We start from the raw sequence: 19,471 nt of genomic DNA on the forward strand, positions 1-19,471 counted from the left end.
GTATTTTTTATCGTTCATCTTTGCCCTTATGAAGATTGTGGTGCTGAAGCTGGGATATCACGTTATTGCCTTTTCAGTAATCCCGAAAAAGAGATACCAGACGTAAAATCCCCTATTTTAATGTTTCCCGCTTTGCTGTCAGGAATAACTTTACCATTGATCTTCAGGTTTTGAAAGCGCACCTGATGAATTCCATGCGCCTTATCCAATCCTTCTATCACGGACGGGATGAGGTTGGAACCGGAATAACTGATATCCTTAAAAAGAACATTTTCAATCCCCCTGCCTGGGCCTGTATTGTATTTCGCATTATTGACCACCCGCAGGTTCAATAGCTGTCCTTCCTGGAAATCGTCAATTCTGATGTCTTCAAAGGTGACATTCCTGATGTCATTCAAATCCCCGGCACTGATGGCCATACAACCCTGATAGTTCGGGTCATCTTCATCATGCTCCAGGATATCAATGTTTTTGAACAGCAGGTTTTCGATCATTTCTCCTGTATTTGCCGTGTTCCCATGTAACCCAATATTGATCGGATGCGCCACATCAGCCCAAAGGATAGAATTGGTCACCCTGTAATTCCTCGCATCGCCATAAAAGTCCCACCTGTGCCCATATATAGCAATGCAATCGTCCGAATTTCGCATAAATACATCGTCTATGCTGACCTCAGTGCAGCTCATGAGGTCTATTCCGTCACTCCAGCCGTTTGCGCTGAATGATTTGATATTTTTGATGGCAATGTTTTTAGACCCTCCGGCATAAATGGTATAATGTTTTGGGTTAACTACGATAATCCCATCGACTTCCACATTGGTCGAATGCCTGATTTCTACACCTCTCTGCGGCTGGTCAAGGATTCCTCTGCCTGTGATTCTTACCTGATTTACCCGGTCGCATACCAGTTTGGCACGCAGCACCGCCCCTCCTGCGATATAAACCGTTTTTCCGGAGGGGATATTGATCTCATTGCCCGGCAGGTCTTTAGGCTGGTGGACACCCGGACCGAAATAAATTACATTGGTATCTGCCGGATCCGGACGGCTTTTTTCTATTTCATTCGCAAATAAATGAAGGTTGTGCAACCTGTCACCATCAAACTCTATGGATAATTTGGCTGGCCGGTCCAGTTTAAAGAATACGGTGCTTCCTTCTGTTTTGGTTTTCACTTCCTTCACTGAGGGACGCACTTTAACCGCCTGGAAGTTACCATTGTTCTTCCGTACCGCAACTTCAACGGTACCCGAGAAATCAAAATATACCATGGAGGCCTCCTGTGGTTTATCCAAATCTACCATTACCTTATATTCGAAAAGATCCTGCCACTCGCCTTGCGGCCGGCGCACACGGACCGTATAGTCGTCATTATGCTGCGTATACATGACTGCCTGTGGTGCAGGATAGGTAATCAGTTCCTGTGCATCTGCAGGAAAAGCAGGCCATATTAGTGGTAAAAAAATAAAACACATGAGGGACTTCATGATTTCCTGAGGTTTGAATAGGGAATGAGGATTGAATAATGAAGAGGTATTGCTGTACATGCAAATCATAGGCGTGTAAATGAAATAGAGTATAAATGAGACCAGCTCAAATCATAAGCGTGTCAAGGGTAAAAGTGTGTATGATAAAAATGTACCTAATAAATGTGTAAATGATAATGGGTGAATGATAAAAATAGCGACTGCACCTATTGACAGCCGCTATTTTTACCGGTTTGGAACATCGGTTTGACGATTACCAGCCTGGGTTTTGAACCAGCTGATTGTTCAATTGAATCTGTTGGGTAGGAATTGGATTCAGGTAATTTCGTTCGATCCATTTTCTGCCGCTCTCCCATAGCAAATTACCTTCCGTATCTAACTTTAAAGGAGCAGTATAGGGCGGTGCAGTGGCCGTACCCGCATGCCACCGGGCTTCCCAGAGTGTTCCGGTCCAGCGCACGCCTAGCGTGTTCATGGGCATTTCGGTTTCGGCAGTTTTCCAGCGTTTCAGGTCATCCAGCCTGAACCCTTCAAAGTACAACTCAATACTTCTCTCCCGCCTGATTTCCGTCCGCATGTCAAGTCCGTTTGTCCCTGCAAAACTGTTACTCAGTTTAGGCATGGTCTTATTTACCCTGTTGCGGACTTTGTTCAGCGAGAGATCAAGGTCGGCATCAGAGATGGCCCCATTGCGCTCAAAAATAGCTTCTGCATAGTTCAGGTAAACTTCTGCCAGACGAATTACAGGGTAGTCATATCCTTCCTGTGTATCATTCAGACGTCTTTCTGTGGTCCATTTCTGATTGGCATAGCCTGCATATACCCTCGGATTGTGTCGCCCCCGGGAGTTTGCACGGTCGACCGCATCCCCTGTCCAGGTTACCCTTGATCCCGGGTTTTCATTGTCCCAATGGTAATTGCTGTCAATCATGACATTGTATTTCAGGCGGTGGTCCCTGTTCACAAATTCTGAGCGGGTGGTGGAGTATCCCTTAAACAGGGGCGATTTGTCTACCGGCAACCCGTCTTCACACAGAAATAAATTGACAAGTTTCCGCGTTAAGCCCATGCCATTATAGGTGTGGGTTACATTCTGACCGATCTGCCTTAGAGAAAATTCATAGCGGTTCGCCAGGATATACTCTTTGTTTGCCGTTTTATTCAGTCCCGCCGGATTAGACTTTTCATTCTCCAGGATAAACAAATACTTCTGTGCTGAATCGCCCAGGATGGCAGGAGCAAAAATTTCATAAGAAGCATCCTGCATCACCGCCCTGCTGCTGGCAATAGATTTGTCGAGCAGCGTGTTGTAGCGCGTTGCATCTCCATTCCGGAATTTCTGCCAGGTACCTTCATATAAACCTACCCTTCCCAGGAAGGCCTGGGCGGCACCTTTGCTTATTCTGCCTTTGGCCGAAGCGGTGATGGCATTTTCCAGGGGCAGTGCCGTGATGGCCTCCTCTAAATCTTTAACGATGAAATCGACGACCTCATCACGGGAGTTCCTTGGAATCTGCAACTCGGGCGATTCGATGGTTAAGGGTTTGGTGACAATAGGCACCCCACCGAATTGCTGCAACAGGTCGAAATATACATAGGCACGGAAGAATTTTGCTTCGGCAACATACACGGCGATCTCTGCCGGATTTGCATAGGCTGCGCCTTTTTCCAGAAGGTTGTTGATGGCCCGGAGCCGGGTATACCCATTGTCCCAGTTCCTGTCGGATACCACAGCGCTGTTGGTTCCGGAGCTGAATGCATTGAAGGAAGCCTGCAACTGGAAGTCACTTCGGATATCGGAATGCGGACTTCCGGCTACAGAAGCCGTCGGTGCCGGGTCGTATAAAACCTGGTTAAAAGTGATCAGATAGGTATAAAACTCGTTCGCCCCCAGCCGGAACTGATCAGGCGTTTGCCAGAAGTCTTTATCGGCCACATTGTTGTTGGGATCCAGATCCAGCGACTTTTTACAGCCGGGCATGGAAAATATACTTAAGATCAGGGTGATATAGAATAGGTTCTTTTTCATGTCTGTGTGTTAAAAGGTAAGGTTCAAGCCAAAGGTGTAGAAACGGTAGAATGGGTAACGCTGACTAAAGGTGCTGACATTGTTGTTAGCGGTATCACCCGTATTATTTACCGTCCTTGGCGCTTCGGGATCCCAGCCGTCCCTGATTTTGGTCGACTCCCAGAGGTCGTTTCCTGAGAAATAAACACGGATACGGTCGATTTTAATCTTCTGCGACATGGCCTGCGGTAAGGTGTAGCCGACCACCACATTCTTCAGGCGCAGGTAGGCACCACTCTGTGCCACCCAGTCGGAAGGGAAATAATTGTAATTGTTGATCGCTCCGGTGGAAGATAACCTTGGCAGTTCAGCATCCGTTCTGCTGGGTGTCCACCACTGGTCAACGAATGCGGCATTCTGTGCCTGGTAGACTACCCCTACAGGAATCGTCCAGTTGCCCTGCCTGATGATTGTCCGCTCTGCAACCCCCTGGAAGATAAAGTTCATGTCAAAACCTTTCCAGTTGACGCCTCCGTTGAAGGAATAGATATAATGCGGATCATCTGTCCCCAGGGCTTTTGCATCTCCCTCGAAGGTGATCTTGCCATCGCCATTCAGGTCTTTGTACATATTATCACCCAGTTGCAATGAGTTTGAACGGTTCGTTCCATCACCTGCCGGGATATTGATATTGTTATTCGGAACCAGTTTTCTGTACGCTTCCAGCTGTTCCTGAGTCTGGATGCGTCCTGCATACTCCAGACCGAAATAAGTGTTCAGGGCATACCCTTCTACCGCATCATTGAATCCACGGTTGGCAGAACTGATGAGCTGCTGGCCCCCGTATTTCAGGAGTTTATTGTTATAGTCTGCAATGTTCCCGCCGATATGGTAGCTCAGGTCGCCTGCCTTTCCATTCCAGTTCAGTGCAAATTCCCATCCTGTGGTCCGCAGCTCCCCGTTATTTCCTGCAGGTGCGGTTGCCCCCAGTACCGAAGGATAAGCCCTTGCGATCAGCATATTGGAGTTGTACTTCAGGAAGTAATCAAAACTACCGGTCAGCTTACCGCCCAGAAATCCGAAATCTACCCCTGCATTGGTGGTTTTGACCGTTTCCCAGGTCCTGTCCAGTGCCACCAGGTTCCCCGGTGATACACGCACTACCGGTGCCGTACCGATAATAGGGAAAGATGAGGCCTGTGCATTTTGAGAACTGTTCAGCACCAGCAGGTTGATATAGTCATATAACCCGATCCCGCTCTGGTTCCCTGCGGTACCATAGGAAAGGCGGAGTTTGAGGTCACTCACAAAATCTACCCCCTTCAGGAAGTCCTCTTCCTTGATTCGCCAGCCTCCCAGTACGCCGAAGAAGGGTTTCCATCTGTTTGCTGCAATAAAGCGGGAGCTGCCATCGTACCTGATGCTGGCTTCCAGCAGATATTTGCTTTTGTAGGTATAGTTGGCCCGTCCGAAGAAACCGGCCAGCGCATAGTGGTCCTGAAGTTCAGAAACCGATTTGGAGCTGGCATCTCCTGTTCCCAGACTCAAGGATGGCGGAATGCCATTTAAGACATCCATGGTCCTGCCTAAAAACGAATTGTTCTCATTGCGCTCATACTGACCGCCACCCAGCAATTTAAGCTCATGGTCGCCGCTCGTTTTATTGTATTCCAGGAATACGTTGGTGGTATAATAAGCCTGTCTTTTAGCAACACGCTGGTAAAAACTCCTGGAAGAGCCACTGCTTGGCGCCAGGGAGCTGTTGAGGATAGTACCTGTGATATCATAGAAATTGATTACATTTTCATTTGTCCTGTAGTCTACATCATTGTAATTAAAGCCTACGGTGGCAACTGCCTTCAGGTCTTTGCTGATGGTATAGGTAGCGTTTGCGCTGGTATTGAAACGGGTATTGTATTCTTTGGAATCACCTCCCAGATCTGCGATACTGTTCGGGGAGGCATTACCGATCCCGGATCCCCAGATATAAGGCCTGCCATTCAGCGCTGCTGTAGGCAATCCCGGCTGGGTACCATTGTTCAGCACTGCGCCAATATTCGCCGGCTGGATGATGTCACTTCTTTCCAGGGAAAAATTGGCTTCAACTTTCAGTCTGTCCGACACCTGGTAATCTGTATTCAGCCTGAAATTGTACCTTCTGTTGGAATTGTTTCCCACCTGCAGCAGGCTTTCATCATTCAGGTAGCCCAGGGAGATACGGTAACCGGCTTTGTCAGTCCTGCCGGCAATGCTCAGCTGGTGCTCTTCGGAAGCAGCATTACCCCACAGGATATCCTGCATGGTGCCATTGTAGAAGGGAAAATCTTTCACATCAGTAAATCCGGTGAAACCGGCAGCCTTGTATTGCTCCTGTGTCAGGTAATCCAGTCCGTTTTGCTTTGCATAAATCGATGCTTTCGCCAGGTTCGCCCAGATATCGGATTCTCCCAGTCCGTCGTTTAAACGGGCTTCCAGAATCATGGGTCCCCATCCGTTCACATCCACCAGTTTGGGTTGCAGTCCCACATTTTTTATAGAATAGGAACCGTTATAGCTGATCACTGCTTTACCCGATTTCGCTTTCTTGGTGGTGATTAAAACCACACCACCGGCCGCCCTTGATCCGTAGATCGCCGCAGCTGCATCTTTCAGGAAGCTGATATTGTCCACATCGGCCGGATTCAGCGTACTCAGGGAACTGACACTCGGTACAGGTACCCCATCAATGACGATCAAGGGTTCTGTGGAATTGGTAGAGGCACTACCCCTGATCAGGAAATTCCAGCTTTCACGTCCGGGTTGTGCGGAATTGCGGGTAATGGCCACTCCGGGAACCTGCCCCTGCAAGGCAGCCAGCGGATTGCTTAAAGGGCCACGGTCCTGGAACACCTTGGCACCGACTGTAGCGACAGAACCGGTAAGGGTGGCTTTCTTTTGTGTACCATATCCCACGACCACCACTTCATTCAGGTCATTCAGCGCAGGAGAGATCTTGATGACCATGGTCCCTGAAGTTGCGGGTACCTCCAGTGGCTGGTAGCCGATATAGCTGACCTGCAGGATCGCTCCCGCGGCCGCATTGATTTTGAAGATTCCATTCGCATCGGTGATGGCTCCTCCTGTTCCATTCTTTACTTTTACCGAGGCCCCAATAATGGTCTCACTGGTTTTGGCATCAATCACTTTTCCTGTTACCACGGCTTGCGCGAAAGTCGTCATGCGGATACAGGTCATTGATAAAACGAGCAAGCAGAGACTTACTCCTTTCCATAGCACACTTTTCATATTTGATTAGTTTTAAAGATTATTCAACCTTGAAAGAGAGACATGATCAGATGGTAAAAAAACGATCTGGTGCAGGCATCCCCTTTAAATATCAGACAAACAAATCGGTTTCTGATACTCAGTATTTTGATTTTTTATGAATTATATTTTTCTGAGCCGGAGGAAGGCGTACAGGTAACAGCACCGTCATGACAATAGCAATATGAAAAAGCTTTATTTTACATAAAGAACATTTATACCTGAAATACAAACATTTATAATTTTTAAAATCACCTTAAAACAGAGATAGTACAATTTTGGAGTATTTTTAAAACCCTGTTTTTAGGTGATATTTGACCCGGCTGAGCCTTGTTAAAAACCGTTAAGTGCTGCAGTTCCCCAACTGGCCTTAGTTCAGGAACTAACCTTTTTTGAATCTTTTCATTCCCCCTTTGAATCCTTCTATTTCCTTTTGAATCTTTCCATCCTTCCCTTTGAATCTTCCATCCTTCCCCTGTTAAGGTTTCACTTTATACAAACGGGCGCCAAATAAAAAGATCACCACATAACAGATAATCGGGAGGTAATAGGCATTGGCCACACCTGCGGTATCTGCCACCCGACCCATCAGAAATGGAAACACCGCTCCCCCTACCAGGGCCATGGTTAAAAACGAAGAAGCCTGCTGGGTATGCCTGCCGAGATTTTTGATCCCAAGACTGAATATAGTGGGAAACATGATGCTGAAGAAAAAGTTAATCAGCAATAAAGCGATATAAGACGGCCAGCCGAACTTTTGCGCCACAATGATACACAATACCACATTTGCAGCAGCGAAGACCGCCAGCAGCCTGTTTGGTGCCAATATACGCATAATGAATGTCCCTATGAATCGGCCAGCCAGCATCATCCCCATAAAGACGCTCATGTAATTTGCCGCCGTCATGTCGCTGAAGCCCATGACCTCATGCCCGTAGTTGATAAAAAAGGCCCAGGTTCCGGCTTGCGCAGCAACATTGAATACCTGTGCCACCACTGCCGAGACGAAGTGCCTGTGCCGGATTAATTTTTTCTCCGGAGCGAGATCAATGTTGATCGCTTCCGCATCTGCCTGGGCAGCTCCGGAAGTTGCTGTTGAAGCCTCTATCTCCCTTCCGACAGGAACAATGGCTGCATGCGGATCGGTAGTCTCCGGAACCCTGACGAATGAAAAAGAGACCGCTATGACCAGGAGCACCAGCCCAATTACACCGTATAACAGGCTGACCGAACTCAGATCCCTGCTTCCCGGCAGGTGCTGCCGCAACAGAAAGTACGAACCGATCATCGGCCCCAGGATCGCCCCTACAGCATTGAAAGCCTGCGCAAAGTTGATCCGCTGGTCGCTGCTCCGCTGATCACCCAGGGAGGCCACAAAGGGATGGGCGACCGTTTCAAGGGTCGACATCCCACAACCCATAACGAACAGGGCCAGGCCGAAGAAACCAAAAGAGGCGGAATATGCAGCCGGAACGAACAGCAAAGCACCGGAAGCGAATAAGGATAAGCCGAAGAGCACCCCTTTTTTGTACCCGAAGCGCTTCATGAATAGCCCGGCAGGAATGCCCATTACGAAATAGGCACCAAATACCGCAAACTGCACAAAGGCAGATTGCGATTTAGAGAGGCTCAGCACCTGCTGAAAGTGTTTATTGAGGACGTCGGCCATGGTGATAGCCATGCCCCATAACAGGAACAGGGAGGTGACGAAGATGAGGGTGGAGATGTATTTTTTATCAGTGAAGGATACTTTTTGGGACATGATGGATGGGATAAATAATTTAAGGATTTGCCTGCAGCCAGATCGCCTGTCCGCCGGAGGGTTTTAGCTTTACTTTTAACACTGTAGACTGCGTGACCTTTCTTGAAGTGATACTTACCTTAGTTACAGTATCTGACTTGTCATCATCACTATATATTTTTGCCGTATAGGTTTTTCCTTTGGGAAGGAAGTCGAATCTGATCTCCAGATCCCTTGCAGCAGTATTGGTAATAGTCCCGAGAAACCAGTCCCCTCCACTACGTCTTGCCGTGCTGACATACTCCCCCGGGGCACCCTGCAGCACTTTGGTTTCATCCCAGGTAGTCGGGATGTTATCCCAGAATTCCAGTTCAGGTTCCTGCTGGTAATCAGAAGGCTGATCATACCAGTAAAGCGTCTGCAGCGGACTAAAATAAATTGCTGCCAAAGCCAGCTGATGGGCATGCGTAGTCTTAATGCGTTTATCGAAATAACAGATGGTATAATCCGCTGCACCAGCTATATATCTTGTAAATGGCATCACTGTATTGCTGGTCGCATCCGGCATCTCTTCATTTCCACGGATCCCTTCTGCCGTCATTAGGTTAGGCCAGGTACGCTGCTCGCCGGTAGGACGCCAGTCGTCGTGTATATTCACCATGATGCCATTCGCAGCGGCCTGTCGGATTGCTTTTTCCAGCCAGGTGGTCCAGCGGTGTGAACCTGACTGTACAAAGCCGAACTTCACTCCTGCGACACCCCATTTTTTATACACCGCAAACAAGCTGTCTGATTGCATCAGCAAGGCTTGCTGGTTGACATAAAGCCATACGCCGACTCCTTTTTCCTTCCCGTACTTTATGATTCGGGGAAGATCAAAATCCGGAATAGCAACCTTCGAAGCATCGGAATCAAAACTAAATGCAGGGCCATACCATTTCCAGTCGAACAGGATATACTGCAGCTGCCTTTGAACGGCGAAATCAATATTGTCCATCGCATCTTTCGTCGTTTGCGACATCACACGCATGATCTTTCCGGGTTTAATCCAGCTTTCGTCTTTTATCTTTGAAGGTGCATTCAGATTCAGGATAAGTTGATTGTTCTGCGCCAGCTGCGCCGGACTTTCCGCGACCATAATCACCCGCCAGGGAGACGCGAATGGAGAAATCAGGTCTGCCGGTGTAAACATGGAGGTGACGATGGTATGGCTTTTATCCGTACTCAGCCTGAATTTGGTACGCGAATAATCCACCAGCTGCGCCTCCGCGAGGGAAGCGAACAGTCCATTTGGCAATTCCAGCGTCAACGGACGCTCGGCTTCAGCCTCCCAGTTGCTCAGCGGCAGCTTTGCATAAGGGGCCTGTGCCCATTGCGCTACCCATGCCTGCGTTCCTTCCGCCAGGGCAAATTCTGTATTTTCAGCCATCACCCTGTAATAAGTCCCTTTTTCATTTTCAGGGAAATAAAAGCGGAAAGCAGCACCTTCGTTATACACCCGCAGCTCAATGTTCATCCGGTAGATCGGATGGTCCTCTTTCACCGTATGCACGGTGATCATGTGGTAATGATCGCGTATCAGCGCTTTCTCGCCATATACCGGCTTCCATGAGGTATCCTTTTCGGAGCTGACGATATGTTTAATCTGCAGGTTATCGAACCACTTTTTGTGCCGGTCGACTTTTAGCGCCATAGCACTTTCTGACAGGTGATTATCCAGCTGCAGATCAAGTAAAGATTCTCCTATAACCGTTTTATTTTTATAGCTGAGCTGGTAGTAAAAAGCACGTTGATGCGCTGCAATCTGTTTCTGGTAAAACCGGAGTACAAGATTTTTATCCGGGGAGGAAATGGTCTTGTCAGATTCCGGGATGATCTTCTGGGCCTGCGTAAGGCTGAAGGAAAAAGTCAGCAGAAAAATGGGTAAGCAGCGTTTATACATTGAAATCATAGGTTATTTGTTTTTTTGCTGTAACTCTTTCAGCCGCAACAATGCTTCGGCATAGTAATAATCAGCGTAAATAATGGAGGCATCAATTTCGGAACCGGCAGGATGGTTCCCGGTGGAATGCAGGAGAAAAGCACTGTTCTTCTCCCTGCTCTGGTAGGTTGCGGAGGACAGGCTGCGCAGCATTTCCTCTGCTTCCTTACGGTAGAGGGCCGCTTTGGCCGGATCCTTTAGAAAGGCCGACAGTTCCAGCAATCCGGAGGCAACCACTGCTGCCGCTGAAGCATCACGCGGGGCATTAGGGATGTCAGGATCATTAAAATCCCAATAGGGAATCCTGTCGGCAGGCAGGTCTTTCAGGTATACATCTGTCACTTTCTCGGCAAAATCCAGGAAGGCGGGATCTCTGCTCTCCCGGTAACACATGGTATATCCGTAAATGGCCCATGCCTGTCCCCTTGCCCACATCGAATCATCTGCATATCCCTGGTGGGTAAGGCCTTTGATTTTCTTGCCGGTATCCTTGTCATAAACAACCGCATGGTAAGCCCTAAAATCGGGACGGAAATGGTTCTTCATGGTCACCCGCGCATGTGACACTGCCATATCGTACAAAGCTTTGCGGCCTCCATTCCTGGCTGCCCAGAATAGCAATTCCAGGTTAATCATGTTATCAATAATCGTATTGTGCTGCGGCCAGTCCATATGCGGCACCGATCGTGGCCAGGAGAGAATGGTACCCACCTTCGGGTTAAATAAGGTCGCCAGCGTATCCGCAGCCGCCAGGATGACCTTTTTATAGTCAGGGTTGCCGGTAAGGCGGTAGCCCTTCCCAAAACTGCTGAAAACCTGAAAGCCCAGGTCGTGGTCTACTGCCTTTTGTACAGACAAGGGCCTAAGCTCCCTTGTAAACCGGTCGGCCGCTGTTTTAAATGTGGTATCTCCTGTACTTTCATACAGGTACCAGAGCGTTCCCGGCCAGAAACCGCTGCACCAGTCGCCATACCCCACAAAATGCCATTCGGTTTTCCCCTGGTCTATACTCCTGGGTATATTTACTGCAGTTGCGGGAATTACTTTTAATGTTTTTTTCGCCTGTACTGCGCAATAATCCAGCGGGACCTGCACATTGAACTGTGCCTGGCAGGAATGAAATAAGAGTACAATGAAGACGGGTAGGAATATATTTTTGAGCATAACATGAATTATAATTTTGGAAATGGTGGTTCCCCCTGTTCCGGGGCAGCCTGATTTTTGCTTTCAGGGTCGCTATTCTTGCTGAGGGGTGATAGTGCAGCCGCTATTTTCTGCCAGTGCTTCCCGGTTTTTTCGGAGCTGCACCCTTCCTTTGTAAAAGAAAATGGCAGCTTCTCTTCGTGTGCGGCATCCGAAGTTTTCTTTGTTTCCATACCCATAAGACAACAGCAATTGGTCCGGATACTCCTGATTCCGGAAATTCTTCAAAGAATTGCTCCTCCTGAGCATTCCGGGAAGCGACAAGGCTTATTTCAGATCCCAGTACACGACATTCCGAGCAGGAATCAAATGACACCCTTAGAAGCGACAAGGCTTATTTCAGGTCCCAGTACACGACATTCCGAGCAGGAATCAAATGACACTTTTAGAAGCGACAAGGCTTATTTCAGGTCCCAGTATACGACATTCCGAGCAGGAATCAAATGACACTTTTAGAAGTGACAAGGCTTATTTCAGGTCCCAGTATACGACATAGCGCTGACGGTGTGCATTGTAATACGGAATCAACCGGATCGCCTTTCCGGTCTTGCCGGAGGTTTCGAAGCTGAGTGGCACGCCTTTTACGGGTTGAAGCAGAGCAGAGATCTTTCCCCCAGGAACATCCAGTTCATGCACCAGTCCTTCCGGAATGGCATAATCATAGTCGTAATATTGGTACGGGTCTTTGGGATCATGATAAGGTTGCGGTTTTTGCATTCCAGCAGTACCCATTTCCCCAGCCAGCACCAGCGGACCGTACATCACCGCCGCTACCTTCGGATTATCGGGCGTGGCTTCCAGCCGCAGGGACATTGGAAAGGTAATTTCAACTTCATCACCTTCTTTCCAGGGATGAGCAAGGGTAATGTAACTGCCCGCCTGCTGCGTGATTTTAATATTTTTACCATTTATCCGGATCAGAGCACCCCGTTTTGCCCATGAGGGATACCGGATATAGAGCTTAACCTTGCTGTTGGCGCTGGTTTTATCTATAAACAGACGAGTGGTTGCATCTTCCGGGTAATTCGTTTCCTGACGGAGCTTCAACCCCTTCTCCTTCCAATCCAGTATGGAAGGGATAAACAGATTCACAAAAACACCCTGATCGTCATGGTAATAAATCGCTTCGCCGTATTTCGACTGACTCTCGAATCCTGAGCCTACACAGCACCAGAAAGAACTGTCACGCGTACTGTACAGACGAAACGCACCTGCTTTCAGCGGAGTAAAATAACACACCATACCTGTTTCCGGATCCTGCTGACCAAGAATATGATTGTACAGCGCCCGTTCATAGTAATCTGCATACTTCACCTGGGCATTCCAGGTAAACAGGTGCCGTGTGACCTTCAGCATGTTATACGTATTGCAGGTTTCCCCCGTATAACCGGTTATATAGGCCGATATTTTTCCGGGTTCAATAAAATGCTCCTTATCGCTGTTGCTGCCAATGACGTAAGTCTGCTTACTGAGCACATTATCCCAGAAATATGTCGTGATCGCTCTTTCCTTCTCCCTGCCTGTAAGCTCATAGGCGCGGGCTTCCCCATTGATTTTGGGAATAACAGTATTGGCATGCATCTTATGCAGCCTGTCCTGTTGCAGTGCAAGGGGGTCAAGCACCGCTTTGTGATAGAAAAGATCGCCCAGTTTTTTATGCTCCGGATTGCCCGTGATGGAATACAGGTTGTACCAGGCTTCATTCATCCCTCCAAACTCATTCCTGAGCATCAGCGCAAGCTGCTCAGGAGTTAAACCATTGACTTTCTGATACGACCAGGAGGCCATCTTAAGCACCACATCAAGTGCCTGCCGGTTACCGGTATACCAGTAATCATCAATCAGGCCGGCGACAATCTTATGCAGGGTATACCAGGGAGCCCATACCGATTTGCCTTTGATATTCCTGTCTATGTAATTTTGCGGGAAGGCACTCAGGTAACCATCCTCATTCAGCACCTGCTGCACTTCGGCCAGGCCGGATACCAGGCTGTCTGCCTTTCTCCTGAACACCTCCTCCCCGGTTGAAGCGTATTGAAATGACAAACCGGAAAGCAGGTGACCGATGCTATGGCCCCTCAGTTCCATATCGAGCGATTCCCAGCCTCCCAGTGGTTCAGGCATTTTGGTCTTGCTGCTCTTTTTATCGGTTAACATTCCCGCATTCACCCTGAAGCTGTGCAGCAACCTTTCATTGGGCAAGGACAGCATCCAGCGGCCTTCGCGGTCCATGTTCTCTTTGAAACGACTATTCAGCAATCTCACATCCTGCAGATCAAAACTATATGCTTTGACCGGTATTTTTGTCGTGACACTGATCTGATCTGCATGCTGGCCCACATATTGTGCCACTGTGTATAAGGGGGCACCGAGTAAAAAAAAACATACACCCAACCTTTTCAATACCTTTTTATCCATCATTATTCTTGTGTGATCACCTTGTTTTTATGAAACGGCATACGCTGTGGCTGCCGCAGTCTATTGCTTTTCTTCTTGTTATTGATTTGTTTTTATGAATCGACGTCCCTATCTCTACTGCAGGAGGCGCTTTTCCTCAACTATTTTTATAAAGCGACGTACCCTATTGCTGCTGCAGGAGGTGCTTTTCCTCAACTGTTTTTATGAAGCGACGTACCTTATCGCTGTTGCAGGAGGTGTTTTTCCTCACCTGTTTTACGAAACGACGTACCCTACTGCTGCCGCAAGAGGTGCTTTTCCTCACCTGTTTTACGAAGCGACGTACAATTCAGAGAAAGCACAGGTTTCGCGTAACGAAGACACCGCCCTGTACACATGATTCACGACGGATTGGTACCTGATGCCCATAATATCGGAGATCTGCGTACAGTCGAGGTCCTGATAAAAACGCATATGGATAATCTCCCTTTGTTTCGCTGGCAGTGCATTCAGCTTCAGCAACAGCAGATGTTTCAGACCGGCGTCAAACTCTGCCGACATCATCAGTTCCTCTTTCGAGAATTCCAGTTCAGGCACAGGCATGGCATCGAGCTTTACCTCCCTGCGCTGTCTGCTTTTGATATCATTTAAAGCCATACACCGGATAGACCTGAAGAAATAGGCTTTCACATTAACAATAGTCCCGATCGCTGTTTTGGTCTGCCATAACTTAATGAACAGCTCCTGCAGGAGATCATCGGCCAGGTCTTCATCTTTGATGATTTTAACTACATAAGCAAACAAAGAAGGATAAAGATCCTGGTGAAGCAGGGCAAAAGCATGTTCATCATCATTTCTGGAGTTATCCCATAAAACCCTCAATTCATCAATCGTATTCATAGCGCATTCTTATTTGGTTGATACGAATATGGAGGCTATGCGAAAAACAGGCGTGTACAAAATCGTAAAGAAGGGGTACATTTTCATCTATCCCGATTTAATGGGGCATAAAAGGGGATTTGGTTAAGGTTTAAGCTTGTATTTCTTGTTAAAAGACTTGCGGTGTTTCCTGATAAACTCTGATGGGGTAAGATGAAACAGCCTAGAAAACTGTTTGCTGAAGTATTTGGAGTCATTAAAACCTGTTTGAAAAGCAGCCTCATTGACATTACAGGAGGTATGGATCATTATTTCTGCAGCTTTCCTCAACCGGATAAAACGGATAAAGGCGCTGACCGATTGTCCGGAGATGGATTTCACCCGTTTATAGAGATTGGAATGGCTCATGCCGATTTCATTTGCCAGCGACTGGATACCGAATTCCGGATCATTCAAATGTTTTTCTACGGTCAGGATACAGCGGTCCAGGAATTTCTTGTATTCTTCCGAGATGACAATGGTATTGGACTGCAGCGTGATCTCATTGTAAAAATAACTCTGCAGGTTGTTCCTGTTCTTTAACAGGTTGGCGACACGGGCAACGAGGTAATCTTTTTCAAAAGGCTTGGCAATATAATCATCTGCCCCACCCTTAAGACTGTTCAGCTTCAGGTCCTGCGAAGAACTGCCGGTCAACAGGATCACAGGGATATAGGAAAGTGCAGGATCTTCCTTGATCTTCTTGCAGAACTCAATGCCGTCCAGCCCTTCCATTTTAAAATCGGTGATCACCAGGTCAGGCAAGTGCGTATAGGCCATTTGCAGACCGGCATCTCCGTTTTCGGCTTCATAAATGATATAGGCTGATTTAAAGATATTCCTGATATAGGCCCTGATATCGGATTCGTCATCTACAATCAGGATAGACTGTTTATCACTCATCAGCTCCCCATCAAGATCCACTTCTTCTTCATTCTCCTGCACAAGCCATTCATCAGGAGCCAGTTCCTTTAGAAAAACTGGTTCCTGCTCATAGCCGGGCGCAATGACAATAGGCGGCAAATGCGCCTCACCTTTCCGCAGTTTAAGCAGAAAGATGGTGCCCTTGCCGGCATTAGGCCTGTAAGACAGGGTCCCTGAATGTGCTTCCACAAACTGTTTAGCGAGGTAAAGTCCGATACCGAAACCGGGTTTGGAGTGGTTATCCCTGCGTCTGGCCTGATAAAAACGGTCAAAGATCCTGTCCCCTTCCTCTTCGGGAATGCCATACCCGGTATCGCTTACAGAGACCAGCACCTCATCGGCGGTCTCTGTCAGTTCAATTTTAACTGAACCCAATGAAGGGGTATACTTCATGGCATTCGAAATCAGGTTAAACAACACAATCTCGATCTTTCCGCGGTCTCCGTAAACCTCCAGATCCGTATTGCCGGCAACAAAATCATAACTGATCATCTTCACATTTGCCTGCTGTGTGAAGCACAGGTAAACATCCTTGCAGAGGTCGTAGAAATTCAATCTTGAGGCCGTAACTTCATCGGCCCCGGTATCGGTTTTGCGGAACAGCAGCAGCTGATCGACCAGGCTTAACATCCGCCGGGCATTCCTGTAAATGATATTCAGGTCCTTAAACTCTTCAGATTTCCCGGAATTCAGGCGTTCAATTAAGTCCTTTACAGGATTGATAATCAAAGTCAATGGCGTACGGAACTCATGAGAAACATTAGTAAAAAAAGTAAGCCTCTTCTCATTGAGTTCCTTTTCCTTCTCAGCGATCAGTCTTTCCTTTTCATGTGCCGCACGCTCCACCTCAAACTCTGCCTTCTCCCGCCGTGCATCCAGCTTCGCAATGGTTACCTCATATTTCAGTTTCGTTTGTTTAGCCCTGTAAAGCAGGTACAGCTGGATTAAAGATACACCGGCAAACAGGTAAAAGAGGTAGGCCCACCATGACCGGTACCAGGGAGGCAGGACAATAATTTTCAGGGCAATTTCCTGTTTCCCCCATACACCTTCGGCATTGGTAGACCTGACCCTGAAAGTATAGGTACCTTCATCCACATGCGTATAGGCGGCATTCCTGGAATTACCGGAATTGTTCCATCCTTTATCCCAGCCATCCATGAAATACGTATAGGATATTTTATCAGCTGCGCTATATTCCAGCGCGGTAAATTCGAAGTTAAACACCGCCTGATCATACGGAACCTTCAGCTCGGAGATCAGGTTACCTTCCAGCTTTGTGGCATAAGAATTATCCTGTTCGAAAGGAACATTATTTACCCTCAAGCCGGTTAACCTCAGATTAGGGCTGTTATTGGATGGAAGAATCTGGTCAGGATGAAAAATATTGAAGCCCTTGATTCCGCCGACCACCATCTCGCCGGAGCGGAGTACCAGTGCCGCACTGACCTGGAACTGATTGGCCAGCAAGCCATCACTCTGGTAGAAAGTTTTAAATGTCCGTTTGGCCCTGTTGAACTTGATCAGACCATTATAGGTAGTCATCCACAGGTTTCCTTTCCCGTCATCAAGCAGGGAAAGGACCGAATTGCTCGACAAACCATTTTCAGTAGAATACCTGTTTTTAATCCTGGAGGTCTTCCGGTCAAACAACAGCAGTCCCCCTCCTTCTGTTCCCACCCATAAATCGCCGTTCGGCTCTTCATAAATAGCTCTTACCGTATAGCCGACCGTAAAAAACTGGTGATGCTTTCCCACTTTATCGATCTTCACCAGCTGACTCAAATTACCGCCCCATAACACCCCTCTGGAATCCTGCACCATGGTAAACAAATCCGTCAGGCGGGTATCAAACAGTTCAAACTTATCCTTCTCCCTGTTCAGCCGGTATAAAGCTCCCAGCAGGCTCCCCCGGCGTAATGTTCCCGCCCAAAGCTCTTTATCCCGGTCTTCAAACAGGGTAAACACCACCTTACTGTCAATTCCGGTATTCGGATCTATACATTGGTAGCGGGTAAAATTATTTGTCGAAGGATGATAGCGGTTCAGTCCCTCGGTAAAGGTTCCCATCCAGATTTCCTTCTTGTAATCCATTTTAATGAAGGTAATCACGTCGCTCGATATGGAGCTTTTATCGCCGGGGATATTCCTGTAATTTACAAATGAGCCAAGCCTGCGGTTCCACAAAGTCAGGCCGGAACTTTCAGTACCGATCCACAGCTGGTCCTGACCAACTTCCAGAAAGGCAGAAACATCATTGCCTGCCAATGAATTTTTATCTCCCGGCAGGTGGGTAATGGTCTGGAATTGCTTTTTATTCGGATCGATCAGTTTGAGTCCCCCTACGGAAGTGCCTATCCATTTCCTTAACCCTTTATCGACATAGATGGCATGGACAATTCCGCTACGGACTGAATTATTGCGTTCCCCGGCAAGCAGATTTTGTAGTTTTCTTTCTTTGGGATCATAGCGGTACACCCCATTGCTGACTGTCCCGATATACAAATGGTGTGAATGATCGGCATACAGGCTGTTAACCGCCTTGCTGTTCAAACTTTTCTCCTGTCCGAAAACGGGCCTGATTTGATTTGCTTTTGCATCATAGGCAAACAGTCCCCCGGCAGTACCGATCCAGATATCTTCCCCGTCAATGGCCATACAGAGGGCAAGCAGGATGGTCGTATTCACCAGCCGGAGGGTCATCGACCCATAATCGAGTCTGCATAAACCCAGATTCTGCACGAAAACCCATACCTGTCCCCCTCCGGTCATCCGGACTGACTGCACCCCATACTGGAAGGTTTTTTTTCCCTTATACCACAAAGGAATCTGGCTGGCGTTGAAACTGCCTTTTTTACAATACAACAGACCCAGTTCTTCGGCACCAATCAGCATATTGCCCTTTGGATCTGCCAGGACATCCCTAATCACTGCCTGAAGTGGTTTCAGCGCATCACCGGATTGGTAATGTATGGTCGTAAATTTCCCGAACACCTCATCGTAAACGCTCAGTCCATGGCGGGTACCGATCCAGAGATGGTCCTCTGCATCGCTGGTAATGCTGTGGATAATATTATGTACCAGGGAATTCCTGTCATTGAACTTATTTCTGAAGACCTTAAAGCCATAACCGTCATAGCGGTTCAGGCCATCGCGTGTTCCAAACCACATGAATCCCTTGCGGTCCTGGTAGATACACCGTACTGTATTGTGCGACAAGCCATTTTCCACGTCGAGGTAAGTCACAATAGGAATATCTGCCGGTACACTGGCAGAACGGACATGGCTAAATTCAAGAAGGAAAACACAGCATAACAGAAAAAATCTCACCGGGACACAGTTTATAGTTGGATCTACAAGATAAACATTGTACGCAGATAAGATGAAATTTTCGTGCTTATATTCCTTTTCTGCACCTGATCTTTCAGTTGCACCTGATCTTTCTGCTGTACCTGATCTTTCTGCTGTACCTGAACTTCCCCCTGTCTTGCTGTAAAACCCTGCAGGCATTT

At 47.7% G+C, this 19,471-nt stretch carries 10 protein-coding genes; all 10 read right to left on the reverse strand.

Annotation, left to right across the window (positions count from 1 at the left end; genetic code table 11):
• Positions 1 to 62 precede the first annotated feature (62 nt).
• Positions 63 to 1,484 (reverse strand): glycosyl hydrolase family 28 protein, encoded by a 1,422-nt coding sequence (locus ACSBL2_RS15750; RefSeq protein ID WP_442587499.1) that lies wholly within the window; start codon positions 1,482 to 1,484, stop codon positions 63 to 65.
• A 253-nt stretch (positions 1,485 to 1,737) separates the two neighbouring features.
• The gene (locus ACSBL2_RS15755) at positions 1,738 to 3,513 is read right to left on the reverse strand and encodes a RagB/SusD family nutrient uptake outer membrane protein (protein WP_442587500.1); all 1,776 of its coding nucleotides are present in this window, start codon (positions 3,511 to 3,513) and stop codon (positions 1,738 to 1,740) included.
• A gap of 9 nt (positions 3,514 to 3,522) precedes the next feature.
• Positions 3,523 to 6,777, reverse strand: coding sequence for a SusC/RagA family TonB-linked outer membrane protein (locus ACSBL2_RS15760; RefSeq protein ID WP_442587501.1), 3,255 nt, complete (start codon positions 6,775 to 6,777; stop codon positions 3,523 to 3,525).
• A 496-nt stretch (positions 6,778 to 7,273) separates the two neighbouring features.
• Positions 7,274 to 8,557: an L-fucose:H+ symporter permease gene (gene fucP / locus ACSBL2_RS15765; protein ID WP_442587502.1), complete on the reverse strand. Its 1,284-nt coding sequence runs from the start codon at positions 8,555 to 8,557 to the stop codon at positions 7,274 to 7,276.
• A 19-nt stretch (positions 8,558 to 8,576) separates the two neighbouring features.
• Positions 8,577 to 10,478 (reverse strand): glycoside hydrolase family 97 N-terminal domain-containing protein, encoded by a 1,902-nt coding sequence (locus tag ACSBL2_RS15770; protein ID WP_442587503.1) that lies wholly within the window; start codon positions 10,476 to 10,478, stop codon positions 8,577 to 8,579.
• A gap of 12 nt (positions 10,479 to 10,490) precedes the next feature.
• Complete coding sequence (locus ACSBL2_RS15775) at positions 10,491 to 11,681, reverse strand: glycoside hydrolase family 88 protein (protein ID WP_442587504.1); 1,191 nt, start codon at positions 11,679 to 11,681, stop codon at positions 10,491 to 10,493.
• 8 nt (positions 11,682 to 11,689) lie between these two features.
• Positions 11,690 to 11,893, reverse strand: a complete 204-nt coding sequence (locus ACSBL2_RS15780) for a hypothetical protein (RefSeq protein ID WP_442587505.1) — start codon at positions 11,891 to 11,893, stop codon at positions 11,690 to 11,692.
• Positions 11,894 to 12,188: 295 nt separating this feature from the next.
• Entirely contained in the window at positions 12,189 to 14,141 is a 1,953-nt protein-coding gene (locus tag ACSBL2_RS15785) for a beta-L-arabinofuranosidase domain-containing protein (protein WP_442587506.1), read from the reverse strand.
• 306 nt (positions 14,142 to 14,447) lie between these two features.
• Positions 14,448 to 15,017 carry an RNA polymerase sigma factor gene (locus ACSBL2_RS15790; RefSeq protein WP_442587507.1) on the reverse strand — a complete coding sequence of 190 codons (570 nt, stop codon included), beginning with the start codon at positions 15,015 to 15,017 and terminating at the stop codon, positions 14,448 to 14,450.
• Between the two features lie 123 nt (positions 15,018 to 15,140).
• Complete coding sequence (locus ACSBL2_RS15795; RefSeq protein ID WP_442587508.1) at positions 15,141 to 19,469, reverse strand: two-component regulator propeller domain-containing protein; 4,329 nt, start codon at positions 19,467 to 19,469, stop codon at positions 15,141 to 15,143.
• Positions 19,470 to 19,471: the final 2 nt, after the last annotated feature.

The sequence above is a fragment of the Pedobacter sp. AW31-3R genome (assembly GCF_052180285.1).
In the GTDB taxonomy this organism is placed as follows: Bacteria; Bacteroidota; Bacteroidia; order Sphingobacteriales; family Sphingobacteriaceae; genus Pedobacter.

Coding starts and splice junctions, on each gene's coding strand:
- ACSBL2_RS15750 (WP_442587499.1), bottom strand. CDS start 1,484: ATGAAGTCCCTCATGTGTTTTATTTTTTTACCACTAATATGGCCTGCT.
- ACSBL2_RS15755 (WP_442587500.1), bottom strand. CDS start 3,513: ATGAAAAAGAACCTATTCTATATCACCCTGATCTTAAGTATATTTTCC.
- ACSBL2_RS15760 (WP_442587501.1), bottom strand. CDS start 6,777: ATGAAAAGTGTGCTATGGAAAGGAGTAAGTCTCTGCTTGCTCGTTTTA.
- fucP (WP_442587502.1), bottom strand. CDS start 8,557: ATGTCCCAAAAAGTATCCTTCACTGATAAAAAATACATCTCCACCCTC.
- ACSBL2_RS15770 (WP_442587503.1), bottom strand. CDS start 10,478: ATGTATAAACGCTGCTTACCCATTTTTCTGCTGACTTTTTCCTTCAGC.
- ACSBL2_RS15775 (WP_442587504.1), bottom strand. CDS start 11,681: ATGCTCAAAAATATATTCCTACCCGTCTTCATTGTACTCTTATTTCAT.
- ACSBL2_RS15780 (WP_442587505.1), bottom strand. CDS start 11,893: ATGGAAACAAAGAAAACTTCGGATGCCGCACACGAAGAGAAGCTGCCA.
- ACSBL2_RS15785 (WP_442587506.1), bottom strand. CDS start 14,141: ATGATGGATAAAAAGGTATTGAAAAGGTTGGGTGTATGTTTTTTTTTA.
- ACSBL2_RS15790 (WP_442587507.1), bottom strand. CDS start 15,017: ATGAATACGATTGATGAATTGAGGGTTTTATGGGATAACTCCAGAAAT.
- ACSBL2_RS15795 (WP_442587508.1), bottom strand. CDS start 19,469: ATGCCTGCAGGGTTTTACAGCAAGACAGGGGGAAGTTCAGGTACAGCA.